The 17780-nt window shown below is 37.8% G+C and carries 15 protein-coding genes and 4 tRNA genes; all 19 read right to left on the bottom strand.

Features of this window, described 5'->3' with window-relative positions; genetic code table 11:
• Positions 1-203: 203 nt before the first annotated feature.
• The 19 genes from GUU89_RS07425 to GUU89_RS07335 all read right to left on the bottom strand — a co-directional run bounded on the left by GUU89_RS07425 (position 204) and on the right by GUU89_RS07335 (position 17778).
• Entirely contained in the window at positions 204-512 is a 309-nt protein-coding gene (locus tag GUU89_RS07425; protein WP_162127319.1) for a DUF3467 domain-containing protein, read from the bottom strand.
• A gap of 2 nt (positions 513-514) precedes the next feature.
• Positions 515-4822 (bottom strand): DNA-directed RNA polymerase subunit beta', encoded by a 4308-nt coding sequence (gene rpoC / locus GUU89_RS07420; RefSeq protein ID WP_162127318.1) that lies wholly within the window; start codon positions 4820-4822, stop codon positions 515-517.
• Positions 4823-5069: 247 nt separating this feature from the next.
• Entirely contained in the window at positions 5070-8882 is a 3813-nt protein-coding gene (rpoB, locus tag GUU89_RS07415) for a DNA-directed RNA polymerase subunit beta (protein ID WP_162127317.1), read from the bottom strand.
• A 258-nt stretch (positions 8883-9140) separates the two neighbouring features.
• The gene (gene rplL / locus GUU89_RS07410; protein ID WP_131476759.1) at positions 9141-9515 is read right to left on the bottom strand and encodes a 50S ribosomal protein L7/L12; all 375 of its coding nucleotides are present in this window, start codon (positions 9513-9515) and stop codon (positions 9141-9143) included.
• A 53-nt stretch (positions 9516-9568) separates the two neighbouring features.
• Positions 9569-10069: a 50S ribosomal protein L10 gene (rplJ, locus tag GUU89_RS07405; RefSeq protein WP_162127316.1), complete on the bottom strand. Its 501-nt coding sequence runs from the start codon at positions 10067-10069 to the stop codon at positions 9569-9571.
• A 23-nt stretch (positions 10070-10092) separates the two neighbouring features.
• Positions 10093-10782, bottom strand: coding sequence for a 50S ribosomal protein L1 (rplA, locus tag GUU89_RS07400; protein WP_162127315.1), 690 nt, complete (start codon positions 10780-10782; stop codon positions 10093-10095).
• A 3-nt stretch (positions 10783-10785) separates the two neighbouring features.
• Entirely contained in the window at positions 10786-11232 is a 447-nt protein-coding gene (rplK, locus tag GUU89_RS07395) for a 50S ribosomal protein L11 (protein ID WP_162127314.1), read from the bottom strand.
• 65 nt (positions 11233-11297) lie between these two features.
• The gene (gene nusG, locus GUU89_RS07390) at positions 11298-11849 is read right to left on the bottom strand and encodes a transcription termination/antitermination protein NusG (protein ID WP_162127313.1); all 552 of its coding nucleotides are present in this window, start codon (positions 11847-11849) and stop codon (positions 11298-11300) included.
• A gap of 11 nt (positions 11850-11860) precedes the next feature.
• Positions 11861-12058 carry a preprotein translocase subunit SecE gene (gene secE / locus GUU89_RS07385; protein ID WP_162127312.1) on the bottom strand — a complete coding sequence of 66 codons (198 nt, stop codon included), beginning with the start codon at positions 12056-12058 and terminating at the stop codon, positions 11861-11863.
• Positions 12059-12076: 18 nt separating this feature from the next.
• A tRNA-Trp gene (locus tag GUU89_RS07380) sits at positions 12077-12147 on the bottom strand.
• A gap of 63 nt (positions 12148-12210) precedes the next feature.
• Entirely contained in the window at positions 12211-13398 is a 1188-nt protein-coding gene (tuf, locus tag GUU89_RS07375; RefSeq protein WP_162127311.1) for an elongation factor Tu, read from the bottom strand.
• A 57-nt stretch (positions 13399-13455) separates the two neighbouring features.
• Positions 13456-13527, bottom strand: a tRNA-Thr gene (locus tag GUU89_RS07370).
• 146 nt (positions 13528-13673) lie between these two features.
• Positions 13674-13755, bottom strand: a tRNA-Tyr gene (locus GUU89_RS07365).
• Positions 13756-13787: 32 nt separating this feature from the next.
• Positions 13788-13861 (bottom strand) — tRNA-Thr (locus tag GUU89_RS07360).
• 91 nt (positions 13862-13952) lie between these two features.
• Positions 13953-14255, bottom strand: coding sequence for a ribosome hibernation-promoting factor, HPF/YfiA family (gene hpf, locus GUU89_RS07355; protein WP_162127310.1), 303 nt, complete (start codon positions 14253-14255; stop codon positions 13953-13955).
• Positions 14256-14287: 32 nt separating this feature from the next.
• Positions 14288-15184: a tyrosine-type recombinase/integrase gene (locus GUU89_RS07350; RefSeq protein WP_162127309.1), complete on the bottom strand. Its 897-nt coding sequence runs from the start codon at positions 15182-15184 to the stop codon at positions 14288-14290.
• Between the two features lie 68 nt (positions 15185-15252).
• The gene (gene rpsU, locus GUU89_RS07345) at positions 15253-15447 is read right to left on the bottom strand and encodes a 30S ribosomal protein S21 (protein WP_162127308.1); all 195 of its coding nucleotides are present in this window, start codon (positions 15445-15447) and stop codon (positions 15253-15255) included.
• Between the two features lie 260 nt (positions 15448-15707).
• Positions 15708-16880 (bottom strand): acyl-CoA dehydrogenase family protein, encoded by a 1173-nt coding sequence (locus tag GUU89_RS07340; protein ID WP_162127307.1) that lies wholly within the window; start codon positions 16878-16880, stop codon positions 15708-15710.
• A gap of 16 nt (positions 16881-16896) precedes the next feature.
• A complete protein-coding gene (locus tag GUU89_RS07335) occupies positions 16897-17778 on the bottom strand; it encodes a ComEA family DNA-binding protein (RefSeq protein WP_235921997.1) in 882 nt (293 codons plus the stop codon).
• Between the last annotated feature and the right edge of the window lie 2 nt (positions 17779-17780).

Raw genomic sequence — 17780 nt, 5'->3', positions numbered from 1 at the left:
GCGGTAAAATTCAAATCAATATTCTCTTATAAAATCAAAAACAGCACAAATAAAGTCAACTTTCAGTATTTCAATCAATTAGAAAAAATGAATTCTACATACAAAAGCTATTTAACAAGCAACTTAAAGTTGTTGAGATACCGACATAAAACAACAAAGCCCCTCCTATAAAGGAGAGGCTTGTTTATACTGGAGTAACCTTATTAGGCTTGTCCTGCAGGACCAAAGTTTAATGGCACCTGTGGTTGCTCGGTATCTTTGATTTCACCATTGGTCAACTCGTAACGATGAATGTTTTCACCCAATGCTTTCAAAAAACGTTTAGCATGTTGCGGTGTTAACACTATTCTCGATTTTACCTTGGCTTTGGGTACACCCGGCATAAGGGTTACAAAATCTACCACAAACTCAGAAGCTGAATGATTGATGATAGCTAAGTTGGAATAAATTCCTTCGGCTACTTTTTCATCAAGCTCTATGTTGATTTGTCCTTGTTGATTGTTATCACTCATGATTAATAGATGTATTCTTCTTTGTTAGCCATGATTTCGTTGTAGTCTTCTTTTGAACCTACAATAGTGTGATCGTAATCTCTCATACCAGTTCCGGCCGGAATTCTGTGACCCACGATAACATTTTCTTTCAATCCTTCTAAGGTATCAACTTTACCGGCTACTGCGGCTTCGTTTAATACTTTAGTAGTTTCCTGGAACGATGCTGCCGAGATGAATGATTTGGTTTGAAGCGACGCTCTGGTAATACCTTGTAGTATTGGCGTTGCAGTAGCAGTGATTACATCACGAGCCACAACCATATTTTTATCATTACGTTTCAATAAGGAGTTCTCATCTCTTAATTCACGTGGCGATACAATTTGACCCGGTCTCAACACTTCTGAATCACCGGCATCTTCTACCACTTTCATTCCGTATAGTTTATCGTTTTCTTCTAAGAAATCAGCCGTGTGGATTAATTGCTCTTCTAAGAACAACGTATCTCCCGGATCCTGAACTTGTACTTTACGCATCATTTGACGGATAACCACCTCAAAGTGTTTATCGTTAATTTTCACCCCTTGTAAACGGTATACCTCTTGGATTTCATTTACCAAATACTGTTGAACAGCAGAAGGTCCTTGAATTCTTAAGATATCATCCGGTGTAATAGCACCGTCAGACAATGGCACACCCGCTTTTACGAAGTCATTTTCTTGTACTAAGATTTGACTTGATAATTTTACCAGGTATTTTTTAACCTCACCAAATTTAGATTCGATAACAATTTCACGGTTACCTCTTTTGATTTTTCCAAAAGAAACAACTCCGTCAATTTCCGAAACTACGGCAGGGTTCGAAGGATTACGAGCTTCTAACAACTCGGTAATTCTTGGAAGACCTCCGGTGATATCGCCTGCTTTAGAAGAACGACGCGGAATTTTTACCAGGATTTTACCGGCTTTAATTTTCTCGCCATCTTCTACCATAAGGTGAGCTCCTACCGGTAAGTTATAAGAACGGATTAATTCACCGTCTTTACCATATACCAATAAGGTTGGGATTAATTTTTTATTTCTGCCTTCCGAAATTACTTTTTCTTGGAATCCAGTTTGCTCATCAATTTCAACTTGGTATGATTGACCTTGTTCTAAATCTTCGTAAGCAATTTTTCCGGTAAACTCAGAAACGATAACTCCGTTATATGGATCCCATTTACAGATGGTAGCACCTTTTTCAACTACATCACCATCTTTCACACTGATAACAGAACCGTAAGGAATGTTGTGAGTGCTTAATAAGATTCCGGTTTTAACATCAGTTAATTTCAACTCTGTTGAACGAGACACTACGATATCCACTTTGTTGCCATCGCCATCTTCTCCTACTACCGTTTTCAAATCTTCGATTTCCAGTTTTCCGCCAAATCTTGCAATGATGCTTGATTCTTCAGAAACACCTCCGGCAACCCCTCCAACGTGGAAGGTACGTAGGGTCAACTGTGTACCCGGCTCCCCAATAGACTGTGCTGCGATAACACCGACAGCTTCACCTTTTTGAGTCATTTTTCCGGTAGCTAAGTTTCTTCCGTAACATTTAGCACAGATTCCTTTTTTAGCTTCACAAGTTAATGGCGAACGAACTTCTACTTTTTCAACAGGAGATTCTTCAATCGCTTTAACAATAGCCTCAGTGATTTGTTCCCCTGAGTGAACTAAGATTTCATTATTCAATGGGTTGATTACATCTTGTAATGCCACACGTCCTAAGATTCTTTCACCTAAAGTTTCTACAATTTCCTCATTTTTCTTTAAAGCCGAAACTTCAATTCCTCTTAAGGTACCACAGTCAACCGAGTTTACAATTACGTCTTGAGAAACGTCATGTAAACGACGAGTTAAGTAACCGGCATCCGCCGTTTTCAAAGCGGTATCCGCAAGACCTTTACGCGCACCGTGCGTAGAGATAAAGTACTCTAAAATCGAAAGACCTTCTTTAAAGTTAGAAAGGATTGGGTTTTCAATAATTTCACCACCACCAGCGGTTGATTTTTTAGGCTTAGCCATCAAACCACGCATACCGGTTAACTGACGAATCTGTTCTTTAGAACCCCTCGCCCCTGAGTCAAGCATCATGTATACCGAGTTGAACCCTTGTTGGTCTTCTCTAATATTTTTCATGGCCAACTCTGTCAATTGCGCATTAGCAGAAGTCCAAATATCAATAACCTGGTTGTAACGTTCGTTATTGGTGATAAGACCCATGTTATAGTTCATCGAAATTACATCTACCTGTTCTCTGGCATCAGTAATCAATTGTCCTTTTTGATCCGGAATTTTAATATCACCTAAAGAGAAGGACAATCCACCTTTGAAGGCGAATTTATATCCCATATCTTTCATGTTATCAAGGAAACCAGCCGTAGTAGGAACATCAGTTACTGCCAAGATTTTTCCAATGATATCACGCAATGATTTCTTAGTTAATACCTCATTGATATAACCTGCTGCTTGTGGCACTACTTCGTTAAATAATACTCTACCGGCAGTAGTTTGAATAATTTTGTATACTAATTCACCGTTTTCGTTAAAATCTTTAGCTCTGATTTTAACACGGGCATTCAATTCTACTCTTCCTTCGTTTAAAGCAATGTTACATTCTTCAGCCGAATAGAAGGTTAATCCTTCTCCTAAAATTTTATGCTCAGGGGTAGACAATCTTTCTTTGGTCATGTAGTACAGACCCAATACCATGTCCTGTGAAGGTACAGTAATAGGAGCACCATTAGCAGGGTTCAAGATATTGTGTGAAGCCAACATCAATAATTGAGCTTCAAGGATTGCTTCTGGTCCTAATGGCAAGTGAACCGCCATCTGGTCACCATCAAAATCCGCGTTGAACGCCGTACATACTAACGGGTGTAACTGGATTGCTTTTCCTTCAATCAATTTTGGTTGGAATGCTTGAATACCAAGTCTGTGTAACGTAGGAGCACGGTTAAGCAATACCGGGTGACCTTTGATTACATTTTCAAGGATATCCCAAACTACAGGCTCTTTTTTGTCAATGATTTTCTTGGCCGACTTAACAGTCTTAACAATTCCTCTTTCGATTAATTTACGAATAACGAATGGTTTGTACAATTCAGCAGCCATATCTTTTGGCAAACCACATTCAAACAATTTCATTTCCGGTCCAACAACAATTACCGAACGAGCAGAATAATCTACACGTTTTCCTAATAAGTTTTGACGGAAACGACCTTGCTTACCTTTTAACGAATCTGATAAAGATTTAAGTGGTCTGTTTGATTCTGTTTTAACGGCAGAAGCTTTACGCGTGTTGTCAAATAATGAATCTACGGATTCTTGCAACATACGTTTTTCGTTTCTCAAGATTACTTCAGGAGCTTTAATCTCCATCAATCTTTTCAAACGGTTGTTACGGATGATTACTCTTCGGTACAAATCGTTCAAATCTGAAGTGGCAAAACGACCTCCATCAAGCGGCACCAACGGACGTAATTCTGGTGGGATAACCGGAACTACTTTCATAATCATCCACTCCGGACGATTTTCTCTGTTTAGGTTGGCTTCACGGAATGATTCAACAACTTGTAATCTTTTTAACGCTTCTGTTTTTCTTTGTTTAGAAGTTTCATTATTAGCACTGTGTCTTAAGTCATAAGACAAGGCATCCAAGTCAGTTCTAGCCAATAAATCCATAATACATTCCGCACCCATTTTGGCGATGAATTTATTTGGATCATTATCATCTAAATATTGATTTTCCATCGGAAGGGTATCTAAAATATTTAAATACTCTTCTTCAGTTAAAAAGTCTAAACGTTGCAAAGATTCTCCCTCTGCATTTTGAGCAATACCGGCTTGAATTACTACGTATCTTTCGTAGTAAATAATCATGTCTAATTTTTTAGACGGCAAACCAAGGATATACCCTATTTTGTTTGGCAAAGAACGGAAGTACCAAATGTGAGCGATAGGCACCACCAAGTTGATGTGTCCTACTCTGTCACGACGTACTTTTTTCTCCGTAACTTCAACCCCACAACGGTCACAAACGATTCCTTTATAACGGATTCTTTTGTATTTTCCACAAGCACATTCGAAGTCTTTTACCGGCCCGAATATACGCTCACAGAAAAGCCCGTCACGCTCTGGTTTGTGGGTTCTGTAGTTGATAGTTTCCGGCTTCAACACCTCACCTCTTGACTCAGCCAAGATAGATTCAGGTGATGCCAAACCGATAGAAATCCTATCAAATCTTTTGATAGTATTCTTATTGTCTTTGTTATTTCTATTCATCATAGTTTTTACTATTGATTTATTTGCAATTAAAATTAGATTTATGATTTTCATCTCAAAAAAGAAATTAAATCATTCAGCTACTACCTCGAATTACTTCTCTAAACTTCAGGCCTCTTTCATCCTGGAGTGCTAATTATAAAACCTAAAGGTTCAATAAAAAATCGGAACGGGTTACGGGCATAAATCTTTAAAAACTTATAATAAGTATTCAGTCTCAGTTAAACCGAGACTGAATACTGCATCCTCTTTATTCTTCTAATCTGATGTCTAATCCAAGACCTTTCAATTCATGCATTAATACATTGAATGATTCCGGCAATCCTGGTTCCGGCATAGTTTCACCCTTAACGATAGCTTCGTAAGTTTTAGCTCTACCAATAACGTCATCCGATTTAACAGTCAAAATTTCTCTAAGCGTACTTGAGGCCCCATAAGCTTCAAGTGCCCAAACCTCCATTTCTCCAAAACGCTGACCTCCAAATTGAGCTTTACCACCCAATGGTTGTTGTGTAATAAGAGAGTATGGACCAATAGAACGTGCGTGCATTTTATCATCAACCATGTGTCCTAATTTCAACATGTAGATAACCCCTACCGTTGCCGGTTGGTGGAAACGCTCTCCCGTTCCTCCGTCATACAAATACGTATGACCGAAACGTGGAATGCCTGCCTCATCAGTAAACTCATTGATTTGGTCTAAAGTAGCTCCGTCAAAAATTGGTGTAGCAAATTTTCTACCCAAGTTCATACCGGCCCAACCCAATACCGTTTCATAAATCTGTCCGATGTTCATACGAGATGGTACCCCAAGTGGATTCAATACGATATCTACCGGTGTTCCGTCTTCTAAGAACGGCATGTCTTCATGACGAACGATACGAGCCACAATACCTTTGTTTCCGTGACGTCCTGCCATCTTATCCCCTACTTTCAATTTACGTTTCTTAGCAATATATACTTTCGCTAATTTTAAAATTCCGGCAGGTAATTCATCTCCAACAGTAATGGTGAATTTCTCTCTTCTTAAAGCACCTTGCAAGTCGTTCAACTTGATTTTGTAGTTGTGAATTAAGTCGTTAACCAAGTGGTTCGTTTCTTCATCCGCAACCCATTGTCCTTTGGTTAAGTGAGCGAAATCTTCTACGGCATGTAACATTTTTTGAGTGTATTTTTTACCTTTTGGCAATACTTCTTCACCCAAATCATTCATTACACCTTGCGATGTTTTTCCGTTAACAATAGTGAATAATTTCTCTACTAATTTGTCTTTTAATTCAACAAATTTCGTTTCGAATTCCATTTCCAAAGACGTCAAATCGTCTTTATCTTTGGTACGTTTCTTTTTATCTTTTACCGCTCTTGCGAATAATTTTTTATCTAAAACTACACCGTGTAATGATGGAGAGGCTTTCAATGAAGCATCTTTCACATCACCGGCTTTATCCCCGAAGATTGCACGTAATAGTTTCTCTTCCGGAGTTGGATCTGATTCTCCTTTTGGTGTAATTTTTCCGATTAGAATGTCGCCGGGCTTAACCTCGGCACCAATTCTGATCATTCCGTTTTCATCTAAATCTTTAGTAGCTTCTTCAGAAACGTTAGGGATATCATTAGTCAACTCTTCGTTACCTAATTTAGTATCTCTAACTTCTAAAGAATAATCATCTACGTGAATAGAGGTGAAGATATCGTCACGAACTACTTTTTCAGAAATCACAATCGCATCCTCGAAGTTATACCCTTTCCAAGGCATAAAAGCTACTTTAAGGTTTCTACCTAAAGCTAACTCTCCGTTTTGCGTAGCGTATCCTTCACAAAGTACTTGGCCTAATTTCACTCTGTCCCCTTTTCTAACGATTGGTTTCAAGTTAATAGAAGTACTTTGGTTCGTTTTTCTGAATTTAATTAAGTTATACGATTTCTCATCCGGATCAAAACTTACCATTCTTTCCTCTTCCGTTCTGTCGTATTTAATAGTAATCATGTTGGCATCAACGTACTCTACAGTTCCGTTACCTTCCGCATTGATTAATACTCTTGAGTCAGAAGCTACTTGACGCTCTAAACCGGTTCCTACGATTGGTGCTTCAGGACGTAACAATGGTACAGCCTGACGCATCATGTTGGAGCCCATCAACGCACGGTTCGCATCATCATGCTCTAAGAACGGAATCAAGGATGCAGAAATCGAGGCGATTTGGTTAGGTGCTACGTCGGTATAGTGAACTTGTCCTGGATCAACTACCGGGAAGTCACCTTCCTCACGGGCAATAACTTTATCCGCCGTAATTTTTCCTTTGTTATCCATATCGATGTTTGCCTGTGCAATCATCTTGCCTTCTTCTTCTTCGGCGCTTAAGTAAATCGGTTCAGAAGTTAAGTCAACTGTTCCGTTAGTTACTTTACGGTAAGGTGTTTCAATGAATCCCATTCCGTTTACTTTGGCGTAAACTCCAAGCGAAGAAATCAAACCAATGTTTGGTCCCTCAGGCGTTTCAATCGGACAAAGTCTTCCGTAGTGGGTATAGTGAACGTCACGTACCTCGAATCCGGCTCTTTCTCTTGAAAGTCCACCTGGTCCAAGGGCTGATAATCTTCTTTTGTGTGTAATCTCAGCCAATGGATTCGTTTGGTCCATAAACTGTGATAACTGGTTCGTACCAAAGAAAGAGTTGATTACTGATGATAATGTTTTGGCATTAATCAAATCAATTGGTGTAAACACCTCGTTATCTCTAACGTTCATTCTCTCACGGATGGTTCTGGCCATACGAGCTAAACCTACACCAAATTGTTGAGACAATTGCTCACCAACGGTTCTTACACGACGGTTAGATAAGTGATCAATATCATCAATCTCAGCTTTAGAGTTGATTAATTCGATTAAATATTTTACGATAGTGATGATATCTTCTTTGGTCAAGACTTGCTTTTCCATTGGGATATCCAGGTTCAGTTTTTTGTTCATTCTGTAACGACCTACTTCACCTAAGTTGTAACGTTGGTCAGAGAAGAACAATTTATCTATAATACCACGAGCCGTTTCTTCATCAGGCGGTTCAGCATTACGCAACTGACGGTAAATGTGCTCTACGGCTTCTTTTTCTGAGTTGGTTGGATCTTTTTGAAGCGTGTTGTGGATAATCGCATAATCAGCTTGATTGTTATCCTCTTTGTGCAACAAAATAGATTTTACATTAGAATCGATGATTTCTTCTACATTGTCTTTGTCAATGATAGTGTCACGATCTAATATAATTTCATTACGCTCGATAGAAACTACTTCGCCGGTATCCTCATCCACGAAATCTTCGTGCCAAGTGTTCAATACTCTCGCGGCTAATTTTCTACCGATGTATTTTTTAAGTCCTGTTTTAGACACTTTAATTTCTTCTGCTAAGTCGAAAATCTCTAAGATATCTTTATCTCTTTCGAAACCGATAGCACGGAATAAAGTGGTTACAGGTAATTTTTTCTTTCTATCGATATAGGCATACATTACGCTGTTGATATCGGTAGCGAATTCAATCCATGATCCTTTGAAAGGAATAACTCTGGCAGAATATAACTTCGTACCGTTAGCATGGAAAGACTGTCCAAAGAATACCCCTGGTGAACGGTGTAATTGTGAAACTACTACACGCTCGGCACCATTGATAACAAAAGTACCACTTGGTGTCATGTAAGGAATAGTTCCAAGATAAACATCTTGTACAATCGTTTCAAAATCTTCGTGCTCCGGGTCGGTACAATATAGTTTTAGTCTGGCTTTTAAAGGCACACTATAGGTTAAACCTCTTTCGATACACTCTTGAATAGAGTAACGAGGTGGGTCAACAAAATAATCTAGGAATTCCAATACAAATTGGTTTCTTGTATCAGTAATTGGAAAGTTTTCCATGAAGGTGTTATATAAACCTTCGTTGCCTCTCTCGTCAGATTTCGTTTCCAATTGGAAGAAATCTTTAAAGGATTTTACCTGTACATCCAGAAAGTCGGGATATTGAGGTATATTTTTAGTAGAGGCAAAATTCAATCTTTCAGTCTGATTTGTTATCATCAATGGACAAAATTTTGATTTAAAAAAAGTAATTTTTGTGTGTAAGCACACGCGGCTTGATTCTACTTTTCCTTTATTTGATAACCAACACCTCTTAAAAACAGACCAGGAAAATTAGTTTGTTTTTTTCTTCGTATGGGTTAAAAGCTTCTCGTATTTAGTTTTATTTAAGACAATAATTTTATTATACGAAAAATGGTTTAGGCCCTTGGACGCGTTTGTCCAAGGCCTAAACCTAGTTCTAAAACCGGTGTTGGATTATTTTAACTCAACAACAGCTCCAGCTTCTTCTAAAGATTTTTTCAAACCTTCAGCTTCTGCTTTAGAAACTCCTTCTTTGATGTTTGCAGGTGCACCATCAACGATGTCTTTTGCTTCTTTAAGTCCTAAACCTGTTAATTCTTTAACAGCTTTAACTACTGCTAATTTAGAAGCACCAGCATCTTTCAATACTACAGTGAATTCTGTTTGCTCTTCTGCAGCACCACCGTCTCCAGCACCACCAGCAGCAACTACTACAGCTGCAGCAGCTGGCTCGATACCATACTCATCTTTTAATATTGTAGCTAAATCATTAACTTCTTTTACTGTTAAGTTAACTAATTGTTCTGCGAATTGTTTCAAATCTGCCATTTTTTCTATCGTTTAAAATGTTCTTTAATTATTATTTTTTTAGTCTGCTCTACTTATTCTGCGGCTTCGCCTTTTTGTTCAGCATTGTTTAATAACGCTGAAATAATACGTTGCGCAGGGGATTGAAGTAATCCGATGATTTCACCGATAACTTCTTCTTTAGATTTCAAGGATGCCAAGCTATCTAAAAGGTTATCTCCGATGTAAATTTCACCGTTGATGTAAGCCCCTTTGAAAGATGGTTTATCTGATTTTTTTCTGAAATCTTTAATGATTTTAGCTGGTGAATTTGCAATCTCAGCCATAAATACTGATGAGTTCCCTTTTAAAATAGTAGGTAAGTCACCATAATCATTAGATGAAGCTTCCATTGCTTTTCCAAGCAAAGTATTTTTAACTACTTCTAATTTGATTCCCGCTTTGAAACAAGCTCTTCTTAATGAAGAAGTAGTTTCTGCGTCTAATCCTGAAGTATCTGCAATGTAGATTACATTAGTTTCAGCCAACTTTGCAGTTAAATCTTCTATCGCGATTGATTTTTCTTCTCTTGTCATAATAAAATTTGTTTAACTACCAATTATACGGCTTTAGGATCTAAAGCGATAGCAGGGCTCATAGTAGAAGAGATGTGAATACTCTTGATGTATGTTCCTTTAGCTGCAGTTGGTTTTAATTTAAGTAATGTTTGAATGATCTCGTGAGCGTTATCTACAATCTTATCTGCTTCGAAAGAAATTCTTCCGATACCAGCGTGAACGATTCCAGTTTTATCCACTTTAAAGTCGATTTTACCCGCTTTTACTTCAGCAACAGCTTTTCCTATCTCCATAGTTACTGTTCCTGTTTTAGGGTTTGGCATTAAACCTCTTGGACCTAACACACGTCCTAACGGACCTAATTTACCCATGATAGCCGGCATAGTTATGATTACATCAACATCAGTCCAACCATCTTTAATTTTTTGAAGGTAATCGTCTAATCCTACGTAGTCAGCACCGGCAGCTTTTGCTTCTGCTTCTTTATCCGGAGTAACTAAAGCTAATACTTTAGTATCTTTACCGGTTCCGTGAGGAAGGGTTACAACACCTCTTACCATTTGATTTGCTTTTCTTGGATCAACTCCTAAACGAACAGCAATGTCTACAGACTCGTCAAATTTTGCAGAAGCAACAACTTTCAATAAAGACGAAGCGTCTTTTAAAGAATATAGTTTGTTTTTCTCAATTTTTGCAGCAGCCTCTTTTTGTTTCTTTGTCAATTTTGCCATGTCTTACGCTTGTTTTAACGGAGAATCTCCAGTTACAGTTAATCCCATTGATCTAGCTGTTCCAGCAACCATGCTCATAGCAGATTCGATAGTGAATGCATTTAAATCAGGCATCTTGTCTTCCGCAATCGTTTTGATTTGGTCCCAAGAAACGGTACCAACTTTACGACGATTAGGCTCTCCAGAACCGGATTTAATTTTAGCAGCATCCAATAATTGAATTGCAGCAGGTGGAGTTTTCACGACAAAATCAAACGATTTGTCTTTGTACACGGTAATTTGTACCGGTAACACTTTGCCAGGTTGATCTTGTGTTCTAGCATTAAATTGCTTACAGAACTCCATGATATTAACACCAGCAGCTCCCAGAGCAGGTCCAACCGGTGGCGATGGGTTCGCGGCACCTCCCTTAACTTGTAGTTTAACTACTTTACTAATCTCTTTAGCCATTGTTTAAAAAAAAATTGCAGCGGTCTGTGGAAGCAGACGTTTGCGGTTTATAATAGTGTAACGAATTATACTTTTTCAACTTGCATAAAGCCTAGTTCCAATGGTGTTTTTCTTCCGAAGATTTTCACCATTACTTCCAGCTTACGCTTTTCATCATTTATTTTTTCAATAGTTCCATTGAAACCGTTGAAAGGACCGTCAACCACTTTGATGGTTTCACCAATGTTGAACGGAATATTTTGAGTATCTGTATTGACAGCTAACTCATCTACTTTACCAAGCATTCTGTTAACTTCAGACATACGTAAAGGAACAGGATCACCACCTTTGACCTCACCCAAGAATCCGATTACTCCGGTAATTGATTTGATAATATGTGGTATCTCACCAACCAAATTAGCTTCAATCATTACATAGCCCGGAAAATAAACTTTATCCTTAGCTATCTTTTTACCATCTCTTACTTGAACCACTTTTTCAGTCGGAACCAAGACTTGAGAAATGTAATCCGCCATTCCCAATCGGTTAATTTCGGTTTCGATGTAAGCTTTGACTTTATTTTCTTGTCCGCTTACGGCTCTAACCACATACCATTTTTTCACATTATTATCAGCCATCCTTAGTGAAATTATGATTTTATTAAATTAAAAATCCCGGCAATTGCTTTAGCACAAAGCTCATCAACGCCCCATGTAGCTAAAGCAAAAATTACTGAAAATAAAGCCACAACAACTGTGAACTTTTGTACTTCAGCCCATTCTGGCCATGTTACATTTGTTTTTAATTCTTCAAATGCTTCTGATATATAAGTAACAATCTTTGCCATTGTAAATATTTTTATTTGCACGGGCGGAGGGATTCGAACCCCCATCAACGGTTTTGGAGACCGCTATTCTACCCTTGAACTACGCCCGTTTCATTATAAAAACCAGCAGAGCAACCAATAGGCTCTCTGCTGGAATTTTATTTAATTTAAATTTATTCTACGATTTCAGTTACCTGACCAGCACCAACTGTTCTACCACCTTCACGGATAGCGAAACGTAAACCTACGTTCATTGCAATTGGGCTTAATAAAGCTACATCAATAGTTAAGTTATCACCTGGCATTACCATCTCTACTCCTGCTGGTAAAGAAATAACTCCTGTTACGTCAGTTGTACGTACGTAGAACTGTGGACGGTAGTTATTGTGGAATGGTGTGTGACGACCACCTTCTTCTTTTTTCAAGATATAAACCTCAGCTTTAAATTTAGAGTGTGGTTTAACTGAACCTGGCTTAATGATAACCATACCTCTTTTGATATCCGCTTTATCGATACCTCTTAAAAGAAGACCTACGTTATCTCCAGCTTCTCCTCTGTCAAGGATTTTACGGAACATCTCAACTCCAGTGATAGTAGATGTCAATTTCTCAGCACCCATACCAATGATTTCAACTGGATCTCCAGTATTAGCAACTCCAGTTTCGATACGACCTGTAGCAACAGTTCCACGACCTGTAATAGTAAATACGTCTTCAACCGGCATCAAGAATGGTTTAGCTACGTCACGTACTGGCTCTTCGATCCAATTGTCAACAGCTTCCATTAATTCAATGATTTTTGGCACCCAAGCAGGATCATTATTCAATCCTCCTAAAGCTGAACCTTGAACTACAGGACCATTATCTCCATCATATTCGTAGAAAGACAATAAGTCTCTGATTTCCATTTCAACTAATTCTAATAATTCCGCATCATCAACCATATCCACTTTGTTCATGAATACAACGATTCTTGGAATACCTACCTGACGTCCTAAAAGGATGTGCTCACGTGTTTGTGGCATTGGTCCGTCAGTAGCAGCTACTACTAAGATAGCACCGTCCATTTGAGCAGCACCAGTAACCATGTTCTTTACGTAATCCGCGTGACCAGGACAGTCAACGTGTGCGTAGTGACGGTTAGCAGTTTCGTACTCAACGTGTGATGTATTGATAGTAATACCTCTTTCTTTTTCTTCTGGAGCATTATCAATTTGATCAAATGATTTTGCTTGACAGTAACCTGCATCAGATAATACTTTAGTGATTGCAGCAGTTAATGTAGTTTTTCCGTGATCCACGTGCCCAATTGTACCAATATTAAGGTGTGGCTTGTTACGATTAAAATTTTCTTTTGCCATTTTAATTAATTTTAAACTTAGTTATATATTTATTAGTGTTCAAATTTTACAATATTGAGCCAACTACGGGAATTGAACCCGTGACCTCTTCCTTACCAAGGAAGCACTCTACCCCTGAGCTAAGTCGGCAAGGAATGTTCTGAATCTATATCAATTCAAAACAAAAATGGATTACAAGCAAGCTTGTGATCCTGATAAGGCAATGCCTTATCCAAGCTTTTTGAATTTCATTTTCTCGAAAGCAAGCTTTCAGAAAATGCCCTTCAAAAATCTTGTGGGGAGAGCAGGATTCGAACCTGCGAAGACGTAGTCAGCGGATTTACAGTCCGCCCTCGTTGGCCGCTTGAGTATCTCCCCCACTTTTTTTATCTTAAAACCATTGCTTTTTGAGCCGGCGGAGGGACTCGAACCCACGACCTGCTGATTACAAATCAGCTGCTCTAGCCAACTGAGCTACGCTGGCATACACAATAAAAAAAGTCCGCTATTTCTAACGGACTGCAAATGTATGGATTTTATCTTTTAATCAAAACATTTTTAGAAAAATTTTTATCTTATATGTGGGTTCTGATTTTTTCCTTTCTTTTTACCAATAATCTTTCGAGAGATTCGGACGATAACTCCACTGCTTCCTCAAATGTTTTGCATTGTTTCTTTACCATAAAATCATCTCCCGGAACGTGAATTTTCACCTCTACAATTTTATTTTCTTTCTCACTTGTTTTTTCTACCTTCAAAAAAACATCTGACGAAACTACTTTGTCGTAATATTTTTCAAGTTTACCTAATCGTTCTTGGATGAAATCAACCAGCTTTTTGTCGACAGCGAAATTTACTGCATGAACATTTACCTTCATAATCATATTTTTATTGGTTAAACATTGTTGAATTATTTTTGGCTTCGGGGATGGGCACTACTGTATACTTTTTTAAGTTCCGCTAAGCTGCTATGCGTATAAACTTGGGTAGAGGCCAAACTGGAATGTCCTAATAATTCTTTAACTGAATTTATATCTGCCCCGTTGTTTAGTAGGTGAGTCGCAAATGTATGTCTTAATATATGCGGACTCTTTTTAACCTTCTCTGAGACATTACTAAAGTAATAATTTATTAAACGATACACAAACGAATTGTTCAATTTAACGCCTTTTAACAATAGAAAAAAATACGCCGCATCCGTAATGCTTTGTAATTGTGTTCTTTCGAACAAATACCTTTTTATCTGATCGACTACAATGGGCAAGATTGGAATTATTCTCTCTTTATTTCTTTTCCCTAAAACTTTAAGGGTACTGTTCGATAAATCAACGTTTTGGATTTTCAAATTAATTAATTCATCTCTACGAATGCCGGTAGTATAAAATAAGTCAACGATCAATTTATCGCGAATACCGTCAAAATCATCGGTATAATTAATTTGATTTAAAACCAAATCGAGTTCTTTTTCAGAAAAAGGAATCTGTAGTTTTTTAGGCGCCTTTAAGGCTTTGTGCTTTAACAAAGGACTGGAATCAATCTGCTTTGTTTTCAGCAAAAATTTATAAAACGATTTTAAGGAAGCTATTTTTCGATTAATCGATGAATTAGAGAGACCGTCATCCGAAAGCGAAACTATCCAAGCACGGATTTGATTGTAATTTACAGATATCAAATTAGCATCATCAAAGGCATTAGCTAAAAACGATTCAAAAAAACCAATATCATTAAGATAAGCAGAAACGGTATGCAAAGAATAATTTTTCTCTAGCAAAAGATACTCCTGAAACTTATTTTTAAAATTTTCCATAAAAAAACCGCTGACACCAAAGTTAGGAAACTTTAATTATCAGCGGCTCTATCTTATAAGGAATTTAACTATCCTTCTAATCCGTCTCTTAAGTTTTGAATATAAGCAGCTTTTTGAATTTGCGCTCTTCTTACTACAGATGGCTTAGTAAACGCTTGACGCGCTCTAAGTTGTCTTACAGTTCCGGTTTTATCGAATTTTCTCTTGTAGCGCTTTAATGCTCTATCAATGTTTTCTCCGTCTTTAATTGGTATAATCAACATAATTTAGACACCTCCTCTCATTTAGTGGGTGCAAAAGTAATATAATTTTTGAATTACGAATTACGAATTACGAATTATTTTTGGGCATTCCTCATTGGGTCGCGCTTTCCGCAGTACACGGTACTTGCTCCAATCGCTAATATTTGATATTAAGAGGAGAATGTCCAGTGGACATTAGGCTTTATTCCATTTATAAAATAAAAAACCAAGAAACAATCGCTCATCTCTTGGTCTATACTATTCTATCAAAAATAATCTTTCTATTTTTTTACCGCCGGCTGATAGTTTTGTTTGTCTATAATCATTTTCGACAAAATCTCTCTCAAGATCTCAGAAGTACCACCTCCTATTGGCCCTAATCGACTGTCTCTTAACAATCTTGCCAAAGGATATTCTTCCATATAACCATAACCGCCCAGCATTTGCAAACAACTGTAAATGGTTTCATCGGCTACTTTAGTCGATTTTAATTTAGCCATCGTTGCTTCTTTAACCACATATTCGCCTTGGTTTAATCGGGCAACAGCAGCGTAATTGAACACTTTACAATGCTCCACATCGGTGGCATGATCAACCATCGTATGTCTTAAAGCTTGAAACTTATTGATGGTAGTTCCAAAAGCTTCACGTTGCGTCATATAATCAATCGTATACTCTATAGCATATTCGGCTCTGGCATGGGCGTTAACCGCCATTATCAAACGTTCTAAAGCAAAATGCTGCATGATATATGGAAACCCTTTTCCTTCTTCTCCCATTAAATTGGCAGCAGGAATTTCAACATTATCAAAAGAAATCTCAGCAGTATCCGAAGCTCTCCAACCCAGTTTGTCCAATTTGGTTGCAGAAACACCCTTTAAATTGGTATCCATCAAAAAGATACTGATTCCTTTATTCCCAAGCTCCGGACTAGTTTTAGCAGCCACTACATAGTAATCGGCATAAACACCATTGGTGATGAATGTTTTAGAACCGTTGATGATATAACTATCTCCTTTTTTAACAGCGGTGGTTCGCATACCGGCCACATCGCTTCCGCCAAAAGGCTCCGTAATACACAAAGCACCTATTTTATCACCGGAAATACTTGGCGCTAAATAGTCTTGTTTTATGCGTTCATCTCCTTCGGCATTTAAATGTGTCATAGCCAAATAAGCGTGCGCCCACATGGCAGCGGCAAAACCCGAAGATTTGATTTTTTGCAGTTCTTCTAAAAAGATTACCGTATAGAACAAATCCAAATTTAATCCGCCGTAAGCTTCAGGATAGGCTAATCCGAAAAAGCCCATATCGCCAAACTTTTTCCAAATAAAACGTTCTATTGTCCCAGTCTTTTCCCATTTCTCAATGTGCGGTACCACTTCTATCTGCAAAAAATCTCGTAAACTCTGTCTGAATAATTGGTGTTCTTCTGTAAAGTATGTTGAATTCATATACTAGGGCTATTTTTTAGAAGTCCAAATATAAGGCAATTATTTGTATCTTATCAACAGGAAACCCTTTAATTTTCGACAGATTCTCCATTCGAATATCACCCTGCATGCTTCGGTAAGTGACAATTTCTTTTGCCAAAGCATACCTGAAAAAAGGAAACTGAGAAAGTTCCTTAACCGAAGCGTTATTGATATTAATCTTTTTGAGATTAGGTGTAGATTTTACGGCAAAGGAAGTCTTTAGTTTTTCAACTACTTCGGGCGACAGACCCCAAATATCCTGCATTTGTTCCATCGAGACAAAGCTTCCTAATTTTTCTCTTTGCTCTAAAATACGGTCCGAAATTTTATCCCCAATGCCATACACTTTCATCAAATCTTCTTTAGTCGCTTGATTAATATCGAGAATGGCGATTTTTTCTTTCTTTGGCAATTCAGTTTTGGAAAATGGTGATGCGTATTGTTTTTTATGCTGAACCCAATCCGGAAATTTGAAATAAGGCGCTATAGTTTTCAGCAAAGAATCAGAAACTTTAGTCACTGCCTGAAACTCAGCTGCCGAGTTGACAAACTTGTTTTGCTTTCTGCAGGCTAATAATCGGTCGATTTCTTCTACAGACATCCCCAACTTGTAGCCTTTAAAATCGGTGATAAAATTGGGATTGAAAGGATAAATGGTTGGCTTGAAATTTTTGTTTTGAAATTTTAAACTATCAATATCCTTTTGTTTAGACAACCAGACCGCTTCTTCTTTACTGGTTTTAGCTGTAGTTTTGAAATCAATAAAAAAATAAATTCCCTGCAGCACCAAAACTATCCCGAAAAGCAAAATGATTCCTATTCGCTGACTTTTCGAATAGACTAAAACCGATGATACTATGGATTTCTCTCTTTCCAAAT

This window comes from Flavobacterium phycosphaerae, assembly GCF_010119235.1.
Taxonomy (GTDB): domain Bacteria; phylum Bacteroidota; class Bacteroidia; order Flavobacteriales; family Flavobacteriaceae; genus Flavobacterium; species Flavobacterium phycosphaerae.
Note: the sequence above shows the minus strand (reverse complement) of the source record. Positions and strands in the feature narration are given on the sequence as shown.